A 17,764-nucleotide genomic window follows, 5' to 3' on the forward strand; every position below is an offset into this window, starting at 1 on the left:
TTCGATGTGGGGCCGACCCGCTCGGCGCGGGCCGGCCGGGGGTCAGGAGAAGAGGAGCTTCCAGGTCAGCGGACCGGGCAGGCCGTCCGCGTCGCCCTTGAGCTGGGAGTGGGCGAGCTGGAAGGCACGGACGTTCTTGCGGTCCGCGTCGCTCCACTTGGGGCCGGGGCCCGAGGTGTAGTACCGGCCGTACCCCTTCTTCACGAGCTGCTTGCCGAGGGTCGTGATGTGGGCGTTGTTCTTGCCGGGGCCGAAGTAGGAGGCGCCGGGGAACGGTGGGGCAGGCTTGGGTGTGGTGGTGGAGCCGCCGCCGGTCGACGGCTTGGTGCCGCTCTTGCTGACGATCGCCTTGGCCTTGGCCAGGATCTTGGCGAAGGGAAGGTTGCCTGGGTCGCCGTGGTAGTTCTCCGGGGCGTGGAGGTGGCCGCAGATGCCCTTGAAGCCGGTCCACTCGGCGAAGGTCATGCGGGCCTTCGTGGCGCCGTACGAGGACGGGTAGGCCGGCCACTCGGACGGGCCGGTCAGCGGGATGCCGACGTTCGTGTTCATCCACGCGATCAGCTCGGCCAGGGCGTCGTACGCCCACTCCGGTGCGTCCGGCCAGTAGATGTAGTCGACGCCCGCCTTGAGCTTGCCCCAAGTGCTCTTGTGCTTCGGGTCGCACGTGCCGACCAGTTCGAGCTGCACGACGTTCAGGGTGTTGGTCTCGACGCCGCCCGGGGCGTTGACCAGGGCGCGTGCGGAGCGGTTCAGCGCGAAGTGCTGGTAGACGTCGAACGCCTTCTTCGCGAAGTTCGGCAGGGCGGTCAGGGTCGGGGCCTCGGCGCCGTTGCTGTAGCTGACGACGCCGGTTCCCTCAGTGGTGTGCAGCGCCAGGACGTTGGGCGTCATCAGGTCGCCCTCGTACGTGTCGCCGTACCAGTGAGTTCCGCGGATGGCGCCCGGGTACAGGGTGGTGGTCATGGGTGATTCCTCCGGTGCTGGTGAGCAGGGAGGGAGCACCGTGGCGGGTTGGGAGGGTTAGCGTCCCGGGCTCATCCGGCGTCGGCGTCGAGGCCGTCGTCCTCGGCGTCGTCCGGGTACTGGAGGGCGTGCAGCGTCTCGGCGAGACGGGTCGCGAGGTCGGCAGCCGGCCCGGTGTGCTCGACTGCGAGAGGGCCACCCGCGGCGCCCGTCAGCTCGACCTCCAGGTGGTCTTCCTTGCCGTACTGCTTGCGGTGCTGCCGCTCCAGATACCAGGCCGCGGCCCGCCAGTCGGGAGGCGTGGTGATGGTCTCCTCCAGCACCTTGCCGGAGTGCGGGTCGAACTTGCGGTGAGTGGTGACGATGCCGCCGCGGCTGGCCCGCCGGATGTCGAGCGCGGCCGAGAGCGCGGCGGCGGAGCGGGCCCGCTCGACCTTCTCGAAGAACTCGACGAACACGTCGAGTTCGGGGTCCGGGGAGTTGCCGGCTGACCGGTCGACGGCTTCGGTGCGGCCGTAGGCCATCCACCGCAGGAACGTTGCGCGCGAGATGCCCGCGTGGACGGCCGCCAGGTCGATGGCGAGCCCGGCGCGGCTGGCCTCGATCAAGCGTGCCTCGACGTCCGGCGTGAGGAGTCGGGCACGCGCCGGGGTGTCGGAGCGGCGGACTTTGCGGCGGGGCATAGCGGGGACCGTAGGTCAGCTCGGCGGCTACCGTCCCGGGCTGAACAGGTGGCCGCAGGCGGGGCAGCACACGCCGGCCGCCCGCTCGTTGTCGCCCGTGTCGCCGAATCCGTCGTCGGTGAAGTCGTTGCCGCTCGGCGCGTCCTTGTCCTGGTCGCCGGAGTCCGGGCCCTGGGGCAGGCTTTCGGGGTCGACCTGGCGCAACAGCTCCTCCATCTCGTCGTCGGAGATGCACAGGGAGTCGAACAGATCGGCGTCGGACGTCGCGAGGTCTTCCAGGATCTCTGCAAGCGGGCCCGGGTCCCAACCGCCCGCCGCGCCAAGGCGGTTGAGGAGAATCAGGACAGCGTGGGCCTGGCGGTCGTTCTGCGAGGCCCAGCCGCGGGTGACGGGGATGAGCCACCCGCCGTCGTCGTCGATCAGGAGACCGGGCGGAACGGGTTCACCGCGAGTCTGCATCTCGATCAGGGCGATGCGGCGGCCGTGCCCGGAGATGACCAGGCCCGTGCGTTCGTCCACGACGGGCGTCTCGATGAATCCGTGGTCCTGGATGGACGCAATGATCCGCTCGATCTCGTGCTTCTTCGGGTTGACCGGGTCCGGGGGCAGGTCGGTGAGCGGGATGTAGGTGATGTGGCGGGGGGCTTGCAGGGGGCTCACGGCTGCTCCTGTCGCGCAGCTCGGGCCGGAGGGTGAGGAGCGGCCGGCGGTCAGCGAGCCCGCGGACTTCAACCGCGGCGTCCCGGCTCGCTACCGGGACATGCCGTCATGGCCGGACCGGTCGGCCGCTCCTCGGCCGACGTCGTCCCACATGTCCGGACGGGACAACGTCGGGGCCTGAGCTGGGCTTTCCGGCGGGTGCGCGTTCCGTCGGGCTCGTCTCGGGCCGGGCGGAACGTTGTCGGGCCAAACGGGTTGTGTCGCGTGTGCGGTACTCGCAGACGGCATTGACCTGGTGTACAGTCTGCCTCGTTGGCTGCACGAGCAAGCAGCCACGCCCGGTCTGGTGTAACGAATTCGGCCCTCACTCCGTCCATAGCGGCGAAGGCCACCGGCACCAGACCTCAACGCTCCAAAGCCGGTACGAGCAAACCGGCGAACCAGAAGGGTCACCAGAGATGTCCACGCAGTCCGAAGAGCAGGACGCCCCTACCGTCACCGTCGGCGATCTGGCGTTGAGAGCAGCCGTGGCCTACCGCGTGAAGGCGCGAGTCGCCGACATCTGCGACCCGCTCATCGATGCCAACGCCGCGTACGTGAAGGAAACCAAGGGCGTCCGCAGCACCGAGGCTGAGATGCCGCTCGACGGCGGCGGCACCATGCCGGTCGGCGCGTTCACCCGCTCCATGACGAAGTCGAAGATCGTCGTCGCCGACGACAAGGCTGTCCTCGACTACGCGGACGCGAGAGGCGAGACGCTGTACGTCGTCAACCCGGCGTTCCTCAAGACGCTGATCAGCAGGCTGCGTTACGTGCCCAGGACGGGAGAGATCGTCGACTCGACCAGCGGCGAAGTCGTCCCGGGGTTCCGGTACGAGCCGGGTGGCGAGACCGTCAGCGTCAGTCCGAAGTGGAACTCTGCGGGTGTCGAGGCTCTGGACGCCCGGCTGGGCTTCCTCGACCTTGCTCTGGAGAACCTGCCTGGGCTGACCGCCGGCGACTTCCTCACGGCGCTGGAGGCGGGCGAATGAGTACCCCCGTCTTCATGATCGATTCGCCGTGCTCGCGCACCGACCCCGAGGCGATGTTCCCGAAGGCAGATGACACCGACGGGATCGCGTTCGCCAAGCGGACCTGCGGCGAATGCTTCGCCCGCACCGAGTGCCTTGAGTGGGCCATCGCCCCGGCGTCCCGCGCCAACTTCGGTGTCTGGGGCGGCCTCACCGAGACCGAGCGGCGCACGCTGATACGGCAACAGCAGCGGGGCCGCGCCGACCGGATCGACTACGGCCCCTTGCCGCCCAAGAAGCAGCGCTTTACCGCAGCCGCCTGACCTCTTCACTCGGTCTGCCCGCCCCCGCCCTCCGCGGGGGCCGGGGCACCTCTCACAAGGAAATCTCGTGATCCCCAGCGCCACCCGCCTGCGGCTGATCGACCAGGCCACCGACCAGCTCGGAGGCAGCGTCAGCCCGGCATCCCTCTCCGTGTTCGTCCGGCACCTGCGTCGCGGCGACCTCGACGTCAGCGACTGGCACTGCTGCGACGACATCGCGAAGACGGGCACTCTGACCCACCACCAGGCGCGCGCCGTTGCCCACCAGCTCGTGACTGCGGGCCTGTTCGACCGCCGCGTCGTGCCTCGCCGCCGGCGGGGCGACAAGCAGCGCGTCGAGTACCGCCTGAACCTCCCGCAGACGCAGGAGGAATCCCAGTGAGCGCACACATCGCCGAAGACCTCGACGAGCAGTACGAGATCGTGGCGGGCCGCAAGGCCCCCTTCACCATGGTCCCGGACTGGATCACCCTGCACGACGAACTCGACCCGCAGGCGAAGGCGCTGTACGGCGTCCTCGCGATGCACGTCAACGTGTCGCGGAAGGACGGCGTCGCCTGGCCGACACGTCTGGTCATGGCCGAGATGCTGGGCTGGACCCGCGAGCAGTCTCCGGACAAGTACATCCAGCAGCTCGAAGCCGCCGGGGCGATCGACACGGAGGAGTTCACCCGGCCCAACGGCGCCCGGGGCAAGCGGTACTACGTGCACCAGACGCCGCCGTCCGGCTACACCGGAGCCACGACCGTGGCCGAGTGGTACAAGCGTCGCCGTGAGGCGCTGGAGGCGGCTGGTCCCACACCGAAGGCGGGACGCCCCCGCAAGAACGCCGCCGCGCTGAAGGCGGCGAAGGCGGCCACCGTCGCGCAGACCACGGCCGCGGACTCGGCGGAGGCGAAACCCGCCAAGAAGCCGGCCGCGAAGAAGACGGCCGCCACGGAGAAGACGCCCGAGGAACTGACCCTCGACAAGCGGGCGCAGGACGGTGCCGACAAGTGGTGGAAGCACGCCAAGGAACTCGCCGACTCGAAGCAGATGAAACCGCTCATGGGCAGCAAGCGGCAGCAGAGCGGCTACTTCCTCAATCTGCGGACCAAGATCCGCGACGCCCTCGCTGCCGGGTACGACCACCGAGTCATCTGGCGGGCGCTGGCACAGCTCGGCGAGTGGTCACCGGCCAAGCGTGAGTGGGAAACGACTCTCGCCAGTCTGAACGGCATCCCCGTCGGCCGGCGTCCCACCGGCCGGACTCCGATGTTCACCAACTCCCAGTGGAACCAGGGCGACAGCGACCAGCCCACGACCTCGGACGAGCCGCCCGCGCCCGACTTGAGCGCGTACGGGTTCGAAGAAGATGACGCGGCCTGACGACCAGACCTACGAGAGGGGGGACGACATGTCACTCACCCTTCCGGCCCCGGCGCCGGATATCAGCAACGGTGAACCCGTGCTCGCGGGCGGCCCTGTCGCGCACATCGCGAGCATCTTGAAGCGGCGGGGCCTGGAGCCGCACAAGGCGACGTTCGACGAGGACAGGCCGGACAGCACCGAGGAGTACCAGCGGGAGGTGTACCAGCAGGCATGGGTCAACTCCCTTGTCCGCGCTGGGCACTCGGACTACGCGCGGTACAAGCTCGCCCACCTGGACGAGGCCGAGCAGCACCGCGAGCACTTCCGTACGTACGTCGACCACCACGCCGAGGCTCGGCGCCACAACCGGTCGCAGCGGAACCTGCCCGCCGAGCAGCAGCAGATACGCCGCCCGAAGATCATGCACATGATCGTCCCCGGCGCGGTGGGGGCCGGGAAGACGGTCAGCGCTGTCGCGGCCGGGAGCTACGCGGTCGAGCGAGGCCTCATGGCCCGGTTCCTCGTCCACTCCCACTACCTGAAGTGGATGCGGCCCGACGGAGCACCGCCCGGGATGACGCAGCTCATGGTGCGCGAGTTCTACGAGCGGTGCGACGTCCTGGTGCTCGATGACCTCTGCCAGCAGATGGACGGATACGCGACCACCCACGTACGCGACCACACCTCGGACCTGATCAGCGCACGCATGCACTCGAACCGGCCCACGATCTTCACGACGAACCTCAACTCGGAGCAGTTGACCGTAGTCCTCGGCGACGCGCTGGTATCCCGCATCGGCAGCCGGGCCCAGGTGCTGAACATGCAGGGGTCCGACCGCCGCAAACCGAAAACCTGGTAGGAAAGGGGCATTTGGAAAGGACGCAGGGAGAACACTCCAGCCCCATGGGGCACAGGTGATCTAGGCTGTCGGCGACCGGGCGCTCACGAGCGAGGGCGCCCCGGCACGACGCTCCGGGAGGACATCACTGTGGCCCCATCCTCGCCCCTTGCCGACAAGTCCGAAGCGGAAGTCCGCGCCGCCGAACGGGTCCTCATGGCAGGCACCTGGGCAATCACCGCGGGCGCCATCCTGTTCAGCGTGCTGACGGTGACGCCACTCGTGGAGTCCGTGACGCCTGCTAAGTGGCAGTGGACTGCACCGATCCTGCCCATCGTCGTGGACGCCGCGGTCGTCATCGTGATCCAGCTCGACTCTGTCATCTCGCGGCTCGGCGGCAGCGGCGGTGCGTGGCCGGCACTCCTGCGCTGGATGACCGGCTGCATGACGCTGCTGCTCAACGTCGGGAATTCCGCCCTGCATAACGACTGGGTAGGCGTGGCCGTGCACTCCACCGCTCCGCTCCTCCTGATCGTCACCGCGGAGGCCGGTCTCGCGTACCGCCGCGCCATCAGCGACGCGCTCGCGCACATCCAGAGCGAGAAGGCCGCAGCCGCCGAGCGTCACCGCCAGGAGCGCGAGGCGACGGCCGAGCGTGTGCGCGAGGCGGAGCGGCGCGAGCGGCAGGAGCGGGAAGCCGCAGAGCAGAAGAAGCGTGCGGATGAGGAGCGTGTCGCCCGGGAGGCCTCCGAGCGCGAAGAGGCCCGGCTGCGCGAGGAGCGCGAGCACAAGCTGGCTCTGGAGAAGGAGCGCACCGAGCGCGCTGCGGCCGAGCGCAAGGATGCTGCCGACCGCGAGGAAGCCCGGCTTCGCACTGAGCGCGAGTACAACCTGCGCATGGAGCGTGAGCGGGCGGAGCGCCAGGCCCGCGTGGACAAGGAGAAGGCGGACCGCGAGGAGCGAGCGGCGGCCGAGCGCCGCCGTGAGGAGCGCGAGGAGAAGGAACGCCTCGCGGCACTGACACCGCAGCCCGTCGGGGTCTCCCCGGCGAAGCCCTCCGCCGCGCACGCGGTCACTGCGAGGGTCACGCGTCCTGCGCGGGCCGTCGAAGCGGTGGTGATGGACAACGAGTTCGCCGGGATGACCCAGTCCGACGCCGAGCGTGCTCTCTTCGAGCTGTACCGGGCGGCACGGGATGCGAACACCTTCGCCGACTGGGAGGACAACCCCCTGTTCGCGCCGGGCGGCGAGTTCTGCGGCAGCAACCTCGGCCGTCGCCTGGGCCGTACGGACGCCGCTGGTCGCTCGAATGTGAAGCCCAAGTTCGAGCGGTGGTACCTGGAGAGCAAGGAGCAGGCGGAGGAGAAGGAACTGGCCGGCGTGAGCTGACTTGTACCTTCCGCTTCTGTGACGGCGGGTGCCTCGTATTCTCGGGGCGCCCGCCGTCGTCGTATCGGTACCAGTGAACGGACTGACCTCATGGACCCCTCACGCCAGGCTGCTGAAGCGCGGCTTCTCGCCGCCGGCCATGCGCGCGAGGTCGCGGACTTCGCCCGCGGCATCGTCGGCGACTCCTCCAGTGGAGTCGACGCCGCCGACCGTATCCGCGCGGCCCGACGGCTGCGACTGTTGAGTCTCCAGGTGCTGAACTGGACCGTCCGGGCCGAGGTGTTGCACGGGACGCCGTGGCCCGACCTTGCTGTCGCGCTCGGCCGCGGCGAAGACGCGCTGCGCGAGGAGTTCGAGGCCAGCACACTCCAGTGGGCGCGCGATCACGACGCCGACCCGGCCAGCACGGAGCAGAGTCTCGCCGCAGCCGCGGCCCTGGATGCCTGGTACGAGCGGCACGCTGACGATCTGCTCGATCCAGACACTCAAGCGCCGGTTTCCAGCCTCTTCCCGCCTCCAAATGTCTAGCCAAAGTGGTAAACTGTAAACCACGCCAAAGGGAGATGTAAGGCCTCCTGAAGGCGCACCATGCCCCCGGCACGAGCGAGCCGGGGCATGAACGCTCCGAACAACCAGGAAGGCATCACCGTGGCCGGACGCGTCGCCCCCGAGCGCCAGAGAACCACCATCACACCCAACGGGCACCCGTCATGGCCCATGCTCCTCCTCGCGGGGACGGAGAAGTCCGGCAAGTCCTACGAGGCTGCCAAGTTCTCCGGGAGCGACCTGATCGGCCGAACCTTCTGGTTCGAGATCGGTGAGGGCGAGGGCCATCACTACGGCTCCGTGCCGGGCGCCCGCTACGAGCTGGTGCCGCACGACGGCGGCTTCCTCGACCTCCTCGACGCCGTCCGCTGGGCCGCCTGGCAGCCCCGCGGTGCGGACGGCAAGCCGAACGCGATCGTCCTGGACTCCGCGAGCATCTTGTGGGATCTCGTCGGTGACGAACAGGCCGTGATCGCTCGTCAGCGCGCCGCCGTTCGGGCTGCGCGGCAGAAGCTGCCCGCTCCTGAGCCGAGCGACTACACCATCACCAGCGACCAGTGGAACGTGGCCAAGCGGCGGTGGGGCATGGTGATCGACGCTCTGCGTCATCACGACGGACCGGTCATCATCTGCGCGCGCATGGATGAAGTCACCCTGTTCGACGCAGCCGGGCAGCCGACCAAAGATCGCACGTGGAAGATCCAGGCTGAGCGGAAACTTCCCTTCGAGGTCACGGGCACGATCCAGCTCCGTGGGTACCGGCGGGCGTTCCTGACCGGGATGCGCAGCCTGCGCCTCAACATCGACCCGGACGCGACTGTCCCGTACCCGGGGTTCTCCATCGACAAGCTGATGCGAGACCTCGGTCTGCACGAGCTGCCCACCGCTCAGCGCACCTACGTGGCCCCGCGCCCCGAGGCCTACATCGAGGAGCACGCCGCCGAGGTGGCTCGGCTCGCCGAACGGGCGTCCCACTCGCGCGACGCCCGCAGGCAAGCGGCACAGGGGCAACTGCCCGATGCCGAAGAAGTCTCCACCGCCATTCGGACCGCCTTCGAGTCCGACGGCGACAAGCGCACGGAGCTGGTCAAGGTTCGGTCCCACTACGGGGCGAGCATCCTGGCACAAGTCCAGGTGATCACCCCATGGGGGAATACGGACGCGAACTCGGCGATCGACACGGCGCTCACCCACGTGCCTCCTGCCGCCCCGCCCAAGACGTCGCAATCGACGGAGCCGAAGGACTCGCGCCCGCAGCAGCAGACGCCGCCGGAACAGCCGCAGCCGCTCAACCCGAGGGAGGTCGAGGAGTACCTGACCAGTGCTCTCCGTGCCCCGGAGGAGGGCCGCGCACTGCTCACCGGGCTTCAGAAGCAGTGCGGCCCGGGTTCGCTGCGGCAGACCGTGGTGAAGACCGAGTGGGGCACGATGGACGCGAACTCGGCGATCAAGATGGCGATCCTCGCCATCGACGACCGGCTGAAGTCGGCAGCTTCCGGGCAGTCATCCAACCCGGCCTCCGTGCCGACTCGGCCTCCCGCGCCCGACCCGGCTCCTTCCCCCCGCCCTCGAACGCAGATGACGGCCGCGGAACGGTCCTTCGCCCACTCGCTCGCGGAGGCGAAGTTCCAGGCGCAGATGCTCGGCGTGAGCAGCATGGACTTCCTCGACGAACTGCTGCCCGAGGACGCGACCAGCGTCGAGCAGATCCGCGGAGGGTCACGGCTCCTCGACCACGTTCGCGCCTACCGCCCCCAGGTGTTGGAGGCGCTGCGGAGTCAGGGGATGACGGCGGCGGCGACGGAGTACGAGAAGTTCGGCGAGCGGGTGCCCGCGCGGAACATCGACGAGTTCATCAAGAGGGTGCTCCAGCCGAATTGATGGGTGACGTGGCGTGCCGGGCGCCGGAAGAACCGAAACAGCGCTCCTTCGCCCGGCACGGCCGCAGCTTCACGTCACGTCACGTCACGCCATTAGACAGAGCGAGCCTCTTCCCGGAGGCGTACGTATGGGGGCGCCGGGACCCCGTACGGGTTCGCGTACGTGCGAGCGGCGGAGGGTACGGACCGCCGAAGGTTCGGGGTACGGCGACGCCAAGGTACGGGGTACGGAGCGCAGCCGACTCGCACGGGTACGCGCCTCGAAGGTACGGGGTACGGGGTACGAGGCCCTGGGGATACGCCTATTCGGGGTACGGGGTACGGCCCGGGAACGCGCACGCGCCCGCCGTGCGCGAGGGGTACGGGTTCGTGCTGTTCCCCAGGGGAACACCTTGGCCGGCTGCCGCTACTCCCTGGGCTGAGTCGCGGCGGCCGACGAATTGGCATACGGGTACGCCGGTCTGACCTGCGTGTATGCGCCCGTACCCCGGTTGCGGCGCGCGCGTACCCGAACCCGAACGCGCGCGACTCTGCGTACCCGTACCCGAACCCGAACTGCCTGCCGAGCCGTACCCCGCACGCCGAACCGCGCGCGGCCGGAGCCCGTACCCTCTCGTCCGTCTCGGCCCGTACCCCCGTACCCAGCGGCGGGGGTACGGGGGTACGGGCCGAAAACGAGAGAGGGCGTACCCCTTGGGTACGCCCTCCGGTGCGATCGAGCCGCGCTATGCGCCGGTGCTCTCCTCGCGCTGTTTCTTCCGCTCGGCTGCCGCCGCGGCGGTACGGTCCTGGTCGGCCTGCTGCTCCTCGCGCACCAGCTCCAGGAAGCGCTCGGGGTACTCGTCGGCAAGGCGGCGGCGCGCGCGGGCCCTCGGGTTCGGCTCCGGGGGGAGGTGGCCGCGGCGCGCGATCAAAGCTGCGGCGACGTTGTGGAGGAGCTGGCTCTCGTGGTTCACCCGATCGCGGAAGGCGCCGAGGCGTGCCCGGCGGGCGTTGTTGCTCTCGCCCTCCGGTGCCCGGAGGAAGTTCTCCGGGTTCTTCAGCAGATCGGGGATCAGGCGACGGGCCTTGCGGGCAAGTTCCGGGGAGCGGATGGCGTACGCGGCGACCTGGTCCACGTCTCCGTGTACCTGCTCGTAGATGAAATCGGCGAGGGCCTGAGTGAACTGCCGGTTGGTCAGCGCGCGGTAGGCATCGATCTGTTCGCGCACTTTGGCCGCGTCCGGCTCCGTGAACTGGTCTAGCTCGGGCTTAGCCTGGCCGCTCTTCTGCGTTGCCGCCATACCGGCTGGCCCTCCTGAAGTTGCTCATGGCCGGCCGGTGCCGACATAGGGGTGCAGGGCGAGGTGGCCGCCGTGCGACCGATCCCCCCGCGGGCCGGATCGTCCCGGGTAGCAGCCAGTACCCGGCCATCTTGGCGCCCTCCTCGCGGTTACGCTCCGGGTCACCAGAAGGCAGACCAGGAACCGCTTGGATGCTTTCCTACGGCGGTGAGATCGGCGGCACGGCGGCCACCTCGTTGCGGATGATACCTGTGCAGCCCCGGCAGGGCCGCACGCTGCGGCGTTATCCAGCCGCTGTAGGCGATTTCCGGCTCGTGGCGGACTCGATGGCCGGGGCGACCCGCGTCGGCTTCCAGATCAGGTCATAGGCGCTCTGGGAAGCCGCCAGAAGCCCGGCGAAGGTGGCGAGGGTGGGCACGCCGTGCTGGAACTGCTCCAGCCCGCCAACCGAGATGACGGTGACGACGCCGGCGATCAGCGCGGAAGCGACGGCGACAGCCTTCTTCACGTGGGCGGACCATCGTGGCTGCTGGACAACGGCGGTGACGAGCGGCAGGAGCGCGCCGACGGTGGAGCCCGTGGCGATCGAGTCGAGTGTGGACGACATGGTGAGGTTCCCGTCTGTCGGTGGGAGGGACGACGGGACCCTGCACCCGGGCCGGACCTTACGTCGCGGGCACGGTCACCGGCCGCCGTCGTTGAGGTCCGCGGCGATCTCCTCGGGCGGGTCGGGGGCAGGCCGACCAAGGGACCGGGCGACCAGGCCGCGCAAGTCGCGGATGTACTCCAGGGCTGCGGCCTTCCAACGGCGGTCCTTGCGCTGCTCCTCCTGGAGCTGCCGCACCTCGCGGGTGAGTTCGAGGTGCCCGGCCTCCAAGGTGGTGACTCGGTCGACGGTCAGCGCGTGCATGGTGCGCTCCTGGTCGAGGAGCACCTTCTGTTGATCGAGCATGCCGCGCTGCTGGTCGAGGAGCGAGGAGAAGCCTGCGGTGACGGTCTTCATCGCCTCGACGTATGTCTGCCCTTCGGTGGCCTCGGTCGTTGCCCTGACTTGGGCGGTGGCAATGCGCTCGTCCGTGTCGCTCTTGCGCTTGACCTGTCGGTAGCTGAAGACAGCTCCGGTGACGACGCCGAACGCGGCGAATGCGGATGCGATGGCGGGCGCCGCGGAGTTCAGCCAGTCCATGGCGCCTCCCTTTGTGATGGATGGTCGGGTGCGCGGGAGCCGGAGCCATGAAGGCCCGCGGCTCCCCGCAGCACGAAAGCTGTACGACCGTGGCGCCTTACGTCTTGTGCTGAACGGCTAAGCGGCCGTCTCGTACGGCACGAGATCGGTGATGGTCTCGCCGCATCGCATGCAAAAGCCTCGGTAGGTGGGCTCTTCGGCGTTGGCGTAGTAGGTGCCGACACACGGGACACCGTCGGCGGGGCAGCCGTATGTGTGGCAGGTCGCCACCAGCACCGCCGACGCTGGTTCGTCCTCGTCGGTTTGAACAGTCACGTGCTAGTCCTCTCCGATGATCATCCAGTGGATGCTGGTTGAGTTGGCGTTCGTGCGGGTGAGCCAGATCGTCATGCCGGCCGAGGACACCCCTGAGACGCTGACGCCGAGCACCTGGGTGCCTGGGGCGGCGGTTTGGGCGGTGACGAAGGCGCGGAAGTTGGTCCCCTTGATGGACCCGCCGCTCAGCGTCACCGAGGTCGGCGTGTTAGCGGTCGGGGTGATCGTGACGACGCCCATGCTGATGTTGTCCGCCCGGAAGACGCCGGCGGCACGGATGCCAGCCTCACCGGAGAGGGTCACGGTTCCGCCGGGGCCAGCGCCGAGCTGCGCCGTGCTCTTGCCGAGGTAGAGGCGCCCTCCGTTCGCCGAGAGGGTGGCGGTATTGACCCGCTCGGCAACCCAGAAATCGTTCCCGAGGTACGTGCGCCACTTGTAGGTGACGCCGTCCGCAGAGTCGACGAACGTGCCGCTGTTGATGCCCAGGTTGGCATCAGAGGTGCCGCCGGAGACGTTGATGACCGCTCGGTTCGTGCCGTCGGTAGACGTCCAGTAGATGTACGGGTACTTGTCGTTCGGCTCGATGCCGATCTTGTTGCCGCTGGTGCCGTATCCGGTCAGGTTGGCGGAGTTGAGGACGATGCGGGGGCCCGACGCAGCCGTCTGGACCGTCGCACCCGTGATCGTCTTGCCGTTGATGGCGTCGGCGTCGAGTTTGTCCGCCGTGATCGCGCCCGCCTTGATGTGCGTGGCCTCGACCGCCCCGGCTGCGATCTTCGTTGCGGTGACGGAGTTGACGGCGAGCTTGTCGGCTGTGACCGCCAATGCGTCGAGCTTGGCGGTCGTCACCGCGAGGGAAGCGATCTTCTCGGCGGTGACCCCGAGCGCGGTGAGTTTCTCGGTGGTGACGGCCCCAGCCAAGATCTTCGGCGCGGTGACGGCACCGTCAGCGATCATCACCCCGGCTAGGACGGGGCGGACTGCGGCGTTATCGACCCACAAGCTGCCGGCCGATGCTTGGAAGCTCTCCACCCAGATCGAGGCCTGAACTGCGGTCGCCGGGGCGGTGACCGTGGCCGTTACCCGGGTCCACGTCGTACCGTCCGCGGTGAGCGTGGCGGGCTGGGCGACGCCCCACCCGAGCGTCGCCCCCGCGGAGTCCTCCCACTTGGCGTAGAACTTCGGGAAGGCTGCCGCTGTGTAGTCGCTGCTGGCGAGGTAGTCGAAGGCCAGGAAGAGCTGGTCGCCCGCCAGGACGGGAACACTGGTGATCTTCAGAGATCGGGTAGTCGCGGCGGTCGCGACTGCGTTGACTTTCAGAGACTTGGCGGAGCCGGTGCCCTTGGTGTCGATCGCGAAGTACGCGTTGCCCGCGACGAGACTGGCGCTGTAGGCGCCCTCGAAAGACGGGTCGGACAGCAGGTTGGCGCCACCGACAACCGTCAGCTTGTCCGTGGTGATCGCGCCCGCGGCCACGGCCACGGCGGTGACCGAGCCGGCCGTCAGCTCCGCCGCTGTGACGGAGTTCGCTTGGAGCTCCCGCGCGCTGATCGCGTCCGCGGCAACCTTCCCTGCGGTCACCGAGTCCGTCGCGAGCGCCGCGGTGGTCACGCTTCCCGCGACGAAGTTGGTGGAGTCGACCAGGCCGGTCTTTAGGGACTCGATGGTGAACGCGTCGACCTGCATGACGCTGGTCGACGTGCCGCCGCCCACGGCGGTGTAGTTGAGCCACAGGTACGGGGAGATGAACCGGACGTCGGCGTGGACCAGGCCCGCGGCCCGGGGGTCCGTGTTCGGGCCGGCCGACCCGGTGGCGCCCGTGGCGGCGCGGTCCTTGAGGTAGCCGATGACGGTCACCCAGCCGTTGGCCGCGGTGATGGTCTGGTTGGAGGCGGCAACGTAGTAGTGGCTGCTCGCACTGTTCGCGCCGCTGCGGTTGACCAGCGTCGTCGTATCCGCGCCGACCCCAAGGACGCCCACATAGAAGGTGTCTGATCCGCTGGCGGGGGCGGTGAGCCGGACACGGGCACTGACCCGATAGACGGTGCCCGGCTCGTACGGGATGAGGGTCAGGCCTCGTTGCTGGACGAACCCCTGCGCTTGGGCGACGGTCTGTCCGGTCGGGGCGTCCGTGATTCCGGTGAGGTGGTTCCAGGCGGCGCCGGAGCCCTTGGTGATGGTCTGCCAGGCCGTCGGGTCGCCCATCGCGTCCACGTAGCGCTGCGTCGCGGAGTCGGAGAGCGCGCCGCCGAGGGCGTTGATGGTGACGGCCCCGGCGGCGATCTTTCCGAGGGTGACCGCAGCCTTCGCCAACTTGTCTTCGAGGACCGCACCGTCAGCGAGAGCAGTGGTCCCGACCGCGCCCAAGGCGATCTTCGCCGCGGTGACGGCGTCCTCGGCGAGCTTGTTCTCCGTGATGATGCCGTCGACCAGGTCTTGCGGTACGGCTTGCCGGGGCGTTCCCTGCACGGCTTCGGAGGCCGGGCCGGTGAGCGCCGCGGTGTTCGCGCCGACCAGCCGGACCCATACCGGTTCGTAGCCCTCGATCGCGATGGTCGCGGTTCCGCCCAGCGGAGCGGTGATCGTCGCTAGCTGGGTGGTCAGGTCTGGGGTGAAGTCCTCGGTGGCGCCGACGTGGATCTGGATGTGGGAGAAGTCGGAGGGCGTGGTGTAGGCGTCGGCCCATGTGCCGTCCCAGCCCACCAGGAGCCCGGCAAGAACGGTCTCGACTGCCGGGGCGGTCGGTGTGGGCGGCGGGGCTGTGTTGACCGGGACCAGGGCGACGCCGCCGTCCGGCTGCACGCCCACGCTGCCCTTGAGCGTGCCTTCCTCGTCGTAGATATCGAGAGAGCCGCCGCCCTCGATCGACGTGTAGCCGGCCTGTGTGGTTCGTTCGAGCGCCTGGAGCCGTCGCTCGTAGTCGTCGAGCAGCGCGGCGAAGCGCTGCACATCCGACTGGTCATCCAGGAAGTTCGCCATGGCCGCGGATGCTGTGGTCCGTCGGCGGTTAGCGTCTCGGGCTGCTGTTCCCCTGGGGAACAGGTCCGGAGGGCGACCGCGGGGGTTCGCGTCCTCGCGGTCGCAGGTGGGCTGTTCCCCAGGGGAACAGCGGTAGCGGGGTCAGTACACGAACTGGTCGCTGCGCTTCAGGGTGAGGATGCACACGTCGTCTGGGCTGAGTTCGTCGCTGATGATGCGGTGCCAGATCGAGACGTCACCGACCCACGGAACGTGGACCTGGACGAGGATGTCGTCGCCGAGAGTCCAGCTCCCGAAGCGGGCGTTGGGGTGGTTGCGGATCTGGATGGCGGGGATCTGCAAGGCCTGGTTGCGGCCCTTCAGTTCCCGCTCGGCGCGTGATCGGAGAGATGACGCGGAGGACAGGGTCTTGTCCACGACGGTGGCCACTCGGCGCAGGCGCTTGGCCCCCAGATCGAAGACCTGCGACCGTTTCATTTTCTGCCCCTCGCCCTTGCCGAGGGTGATGACCTCGTTGGCGTACTCGTCGCCGAGGCCTTCGGGTTTCGCGATGGCGGTGATGTTCTCGCCGTCAGCGAACCGCAGGTCGGTGCGCTTGCGGCCGAGCCGGGGTTTGCCGAGCCGGATGCGGTGGTCGATGTCGTTGCTCGTGTCGCTGGCCCAGGCGTGGGTCTCGATCCAGTCGAAGGGGATGTCCCGGGTGAGGGTGTCCAACGTCTGTCCGCAGTCCGGGTTGTTCCACCACGCGAGTTCCCACGGGTCGGAGCCGTCGGAGGCACCCAGCTTCTCGCCCAGGTCGTGGGTGTCGATCGTGATGCCGATGTAGCCAAGGGGCTGGGACTGCACGTGTGACCAGATGCTGCGGAAGGCATCGAACACGTCGATCCTCGGACCGCCGTACGGCGCAGGCGCCTTGGGGACCTTCTTCTTCGGATTCGAGCCGTCGATGTAGCCATCGTGATTTTTGTCCCGGCCGGCGTACGGGTCTTTCGGGGTGATCAGCTTCCCGGAGATCATGTAACTCGTGTACGGGATGCCTTGCGGGTAGCAGGAGAAGCCCTCGCACGCGATCGTGTACTTCGCACCGTCGTAGTTGGTCTTGGTGACGATGCCGCCCCACCGAATGTGTCCGTCGATCTCGGCGTACAGCTTGGTGCCCCACTCCTGAAGGAGGGGGGCACCGTCGGAGCCGATCATGCGGGCGTACTCAGGCTCGATGGTGCCTGCCATCGAGCCGGGCCCGGAGAGGTCACGCTGCGGGTTGGACGACAGGGCGAAAGGGACGTCCCAGTCCAGGAACTCTTCGTCCAGGGCACGTTGCGCGATGAACCGCCAGCCGGCGGGCATCAGATCGCGTCCTCCGAAGCGTCCTCGACGAACTCGATGTCGAGGAACACCGCGGCGCCGCCGTCCGCTTCCAACACGCCCGTGTACCCGGACTCGCCGCACCCCTCAAGTACCGCGTCGTAGACGTTGCCGCGCATGGCCGCCGGGATGCTCACCGTGCCGCCGCCCACGAGCGTGTAGCGCTGGGCGGAGCCGGTCCAGTCGCAGTGGAAGCGGGTCTCGGGTGTGGTGACGGAGCCGAACTCGACGCGCAGGCGGCCGTACGAGTCCTTGGCGTTGCGCTGGTCGAGCTGGGCCCATGTCGCCATGATCGTGGCCGACGTCGCCCACTCGGGAACCTCGATGTCCCAGCGGGCCCCGTTCGGGAACTCCTCCCAGCTCGGGTACTTGACGTTGCCGACCTCGTCCGGGGTGTCCCACGTGCCTCGCAGCGCGCGGACGACGCGGCGCCTGCGCGGGTTCGCCATCTCCCGCAGATCCTTGATCATGGCCTGCGTGATGGTGCTGGTGTTCGCGGGGATGTCGATGCGGGCGAGGGTGATCGCGCTGTCGCTGCTGCGGACCTGCTTGACCCGGGTGGTGGTCTTGGGGACGCCCGAGACGACCCGGGTGAAGACGTAGGGGCCGTTCGCCGGGTCGGAGGGCTGCGGCCACGTCTCGCCGTAGCTGTAGGGGTTCTCGATCCGGGCGACGATCAGGTCCGAGCGTGCCGAGGCTCCGGTGGGGGCGATGAGGATCTGGTCGGCGGACGGGAGGCGGGCCGCGTACGCCTGGTACTGGCCGCCAGAGGCCTTGTTGAGGATGGCGCATGCTCCGGGCAGGATCTGGACGGAGGCGGCTGGGGTGGCGAGGGCCTTCACCTGGAGGTCGCTGTTCCCGATGATGCCCTCGGCGCCGGCGAACGCGGCGTAGGCGAGGAGACGGGCGACTTCGCTGGAGTGCTCGGCTTCCCCTTCGGTGAACCACGGCACGCTGTCCCACGGCATTCGATTCGTCCTCTGCTGCTGGGTGA

18 protein-coding genes are annotated in these 17,764 nt (G+C 68.8%); 8 read left to right on the plus strand and 10 right to left on the minus strand.

Features of this window, described 5'->3' with window-relative positions; translation table 11 throughout:
• Positions 1–42: 42 nt before the first annotated feature.
• The 3 genes from AB0I69_RS42875 to AB0I69_RS42885 all read right to left on the minus strand — a co-directional run bounded on the left by AB0I69_RS42875 (position 43) and on the right by AB0I69_RS42885 (position 2,306).
• The gene (locus AB0I69_RS42875) at positions 43–963 is read right to left on the minus strand and encodes a peptidoglycan-binding protein (protein ID WP_363101237.1); all 921 of its coding nucleotides are present in this window, start codon (positions 961–963) and stop codon (positions 43–45) included.
• Positions 964–1,034: 71 nt separating this feature from the next.
• Positions 1,035–1,646 (minus strand): hypothetical protein, encoded by a 612-nt coding sequence (locus tag AB0I69_RS42880; protein WP_363101238.1) that lies wholly within the window; start codon positions 1,644–1,646, stop codon positions 1,035–1,037.
• A 27-nt stretch (positions 1,647–1,673) separates the two neighbouring features.
• Positions 1,674–2,306 (minus strand): ParB N-terminal domain-containing protein, encoded by a 633-nt coding sequence (locus AB0I69_RS42885; RefSeq protein WP_363101239.1) that lies wholly within the window; start codon positions 2,304–2,306, stop codon positions 1,674–1,676.
• 458 nt (positions 2,307–2,764) lie between these two features.
• Here AB0I69_RS42885 and AB0I69_RS42890 point away from each other — a divergent pair, with 458 nt between their 5' ends.
• From AB0I69_RS42890 to AB0I69_RS42925, 8 genes are all read left to right on the plus strand, one after another.
• On the plus strand, positions 2,765–3,337 hold the full coding sequence (locus AB0I69_RS42890) for a hypothetical protein (RefSeq protein WP_363101240.1): 573 nt from the start codon (positions 2,765–2,767) through the stop codon (positions 3,335–3,337).
• A 14-nt stretch (positions 3,338–3,351) separates the two neighbouring features.
• Positions 3,352–3,639: a WhiB family transcriptional regulator gene (locus tag AB0I69_RS42895; RefSeq protein ID WP_363101299.1), complete on the plus strand. Its 288-nt coding sequence runs from the start codon at positions 3,352–3,354 to the stop codon at positions 3,637–3,639.
• Between the two features lie 67 nt (positions 3,640–3,706).
• A complete protein-coding gene (locus AB0I69_RS42900; RefSeq protein ID WP_363101241.1) occupies positions 3,707–4,021 on the plus strand; it encodes a hypothetical protein in 315 nt (104 codons plus the stop codon).
• Positions 4,018–5,007 (plus strand): hypothetical protein, encoded by a 990-nt coding sequence (locus tag AB0I69_RS42905; protein ID WP_363101242.1) that lies wholly within the window; start codon positions 4,018–4,020, stop codon positions 5,005–5,007. Before AB0I69_RS42900 ends, AB0I69_RS42905 begins: the two co-directional genes overlap by 4 nt.
• Before the next feature lie 28 nt (positions 5,008–5,035).
• A complete protein-coding gene (locus AB0I69_RS42910) occupies positions 5,036–5,848 on the plus strand; it encodes an ATP-binding protein (protein WP_363101243.1) in 813 nt (270 codons plus the stop codon).
• A gap of 129 nt (positions 5,849–5,977) precedes the next feature.
• Positions 5,978–7,216, plus strand: coding sequence for a DUF2637 domain-containing protein (locus AB0I69_RS42915; RefSeq protein WP_363101244.1), 1,239 nt, complete (start codon positions 5,978–5,980; stop codon positions 7,214–7,216).
• A 90-nt stretch (positions 7,217–7,306) separates the two neighbouring features.
• Entirely contained in the window at positions 7,307–7,744 is a 438-nt protein-coding gene (locus tag AB0I69_RS42920; protein WP_363101245.1) for a hypothetical protein, read from the plus strand.
• A gap of 87 nt (positions 7,745–7,831) precedes the next feature.
• Positions 7,832–9,643 carry a hypothetical protein gene (locus AB0I69_RS42925; protein ID WP_363101246.1) on the plus strand — a complete coding sequence of 604 codons (1,812 nt, stop codon included), beginning with the start codon at positions 7,832–7,834 and terminating at the stop codon, positions 9,641–9,643.
• A 724-nt stretch (positions 9,644–10,367) separates the two neighbouring features.
• Here AB0I69_RS42925 and AB0I69_RS42930 read toward each other — a convergent pair.
• From AB0I69_RS42930 to AB0I69_RS42960, 7 genes are all read right to left on the minus strand, one after another.
• Positions 10,368–10,925, minus strand: coding sequence for a hypothetical protein (locus AB0I69_RS42930; RefSeq protein WP_363101247.1), 558 nt, complete (start codon positions 10,923–10,925; stop codon positions 10,368–10,370).
• 283 nt (positions 10,926–11,208) lie between these two features.
• The gene (locus AB0I69_RS42935; RefSeq protein WP_363101248.1) at positions 11,209–11,532 is read right to left on the minus strand and encodes a hypothetical protein; all 324 of its coding nucleotides are present in this window, start codon (positions 11,530–11,532) and stop codon (positions 11,209–11,211) included.
• A gap of 75 nt (positions 11,533–11,607) precedes the next feature.
• Entirely contained in the window at positions 11,608–12,111 is a 504-nt protein-coding gene (locus tag AB0I69_RS42940) for a hypothetical protein (protein WP_363101249.1), read from the minus strand.
• Positions 12,112–12,228: 117 nt separating this feature from the next.
• A complete protein-coding gene (locus tag AB0I69_RS42945; RefSeq protein ID WP_363101250.1) occupies positions 12,229–12,426 on the minus strand; it encodes a hypothetical protein in 198 nt (65 codons plus the stop codon).
• Positions 12,427–12,429: 3 nt separating this feature from the next.
• A complete protein-coding gene (locus tag AB0I69_RS42950; protein ID WP_363101251.1) occupies positions 12,430–15,405 on the minus strand; it encodes a hypothetical protein in 2,976 nt (991 codons plus the stop codon).
• A gap of 141 nt (positions 15,406–15,546) precedes the next feature.
• Positions 15,547–16,752: a hypothetical protein gene (locus tag AB0I69_RS42955; protein ID WP_363101252.1), complete on the minus strand. Its 1,206-nt coding sequence runs from the start codon at positions 16,750–16,752 to the stop codon at positions 15,547–15,549.
• Positions 16,752–17,738 carry a hypothetical protein gene (locus AB0I69_RS42960; protein WP_363101253.1) on the minus strand — a complete coding sequence of 329 codons (987 nt, stop codon included), beginning with the start codon at positions 17,736–17,738 and terminating at the stop codon, positions 16,752–16,754. The genes AB0I69_RS42955 and AB0I69_RS42960 overlap by 1 nt, the downstream gene beginning before the upstream one ends.
• Between the last annotated feature and the right edge of the window lie 26 nt (positions 17,739–17,764).

Origin of the sequence: Streptomyces sp. NPDC050508 (assembly GCF_040655155.1) — a bacterium.
GTDB lineage: Bacteria > Actinomycetota > Actinomycetes > Streptomycetales > Streptomycetaceae > Streptomyces.

What these genes read in the sequence shown, in the direction of transcription:
- AB0I69_RS42875 (WP_363101237.1), bottom strand. Translation starts at nt 963, where the DNA reads ATGACCACCACCCTGTACCCGGGCGCCATCCGCGGAACTCACTGGTAC.
- AB0I69_RS42880 (WP_363101238.1), bottom strand. Translation starts at nt 1,646, where the DNA reads ATGCCCCGCCGCAAAGTCCGCCGCTCCGACACCCCGGCGCGTGCCCGA.
- AB0I69_RS42890 (WP_363101240.1), top strand. Translation starts at nt 2,765, where the DNA reads ATGTCCACGCAGTCCGAAGAGCAGGACGCCCCTACCGTCACCGTCGGC.
- AB0I69_RS42895 (WP_363101299.1), top strand. Translation starts at nt 3,352, where the DNA reads ATGATCGATTCGCCGTGCTCGCGCACCGACCCCGAGGCGATGTTCCCG.
- AB0I69_RS42910 (WP_363101243.1), top strand. Translation starts at nt 5,036, where the DNA reads ATGTCACTCACCCTTCCGGCCCCGGCGCCGGATATCAGCAACGGTGAA.
- AB0I69_RS42920 (WP_363101245.1), top strand. Translation starts at nt 7,307, where the DNA reads ATGGACCCCTCACGCCAGGCTGCTGAAGCGCGGCTTCTCGCCGCCGGC.
- AB0I69_RS42925 (WP_363101246.1), top strand. Translation starts at nt 7,832, where the DNA reads ATGAACGCTCCGAACAACCAGGAAGGCATCACCGTGGCCGGACGCGTC.
- AB0I69_RS42930 (WP_363101247.1), bottom strand. Translation starts at nt 10,925, where the DNA reads ATGGCGGCAACGCAGAAGAGCGGCCAGGCTAAGCCCGAGCTAGACCAG.
- AB0I69_RS42935 (WP_363101248.1), bottom strand. Translation starts at nt 11,532, where the DNA reads ATGTCGTCCACACTCGACTCGATCGCCACGGGCTCCACCGTCGGCGCG.
- AB0I69_RS42940 (WP_363101249.1), bottom strand. Translation starts at nt 12,111, where the DNA reads ATGGACTGGCTGAACTCCGCGGCGCCCGCCATCGCATCCGCATTCGCC.
- AB0I69_RS42950 (WP_363101251.1), bottom strand. Translation starts at nt 15,405, where the DNA reads ATGGCGAACTTCCTGGATGACCAGTCGGATGTGCAGCGCTTCGCCGCG.
- AB0I69_RS42955 (WP_363101252.1), bottom strand. Translation starts at nt 16,752, where the DNA reads ATGCCCGCCGGCTGGCGGTTCATCGCGCAACGTGCCCTGGACGAAGAG.
- AB0I69_RS42960 (WP_363101253.1), bottom strand. Translation starts at nt 17,738, where the DNA reads ATGCCGTGGGACAGCGTGCCGTGGTTCACCGAAGGGGAAGCCGAGCAC.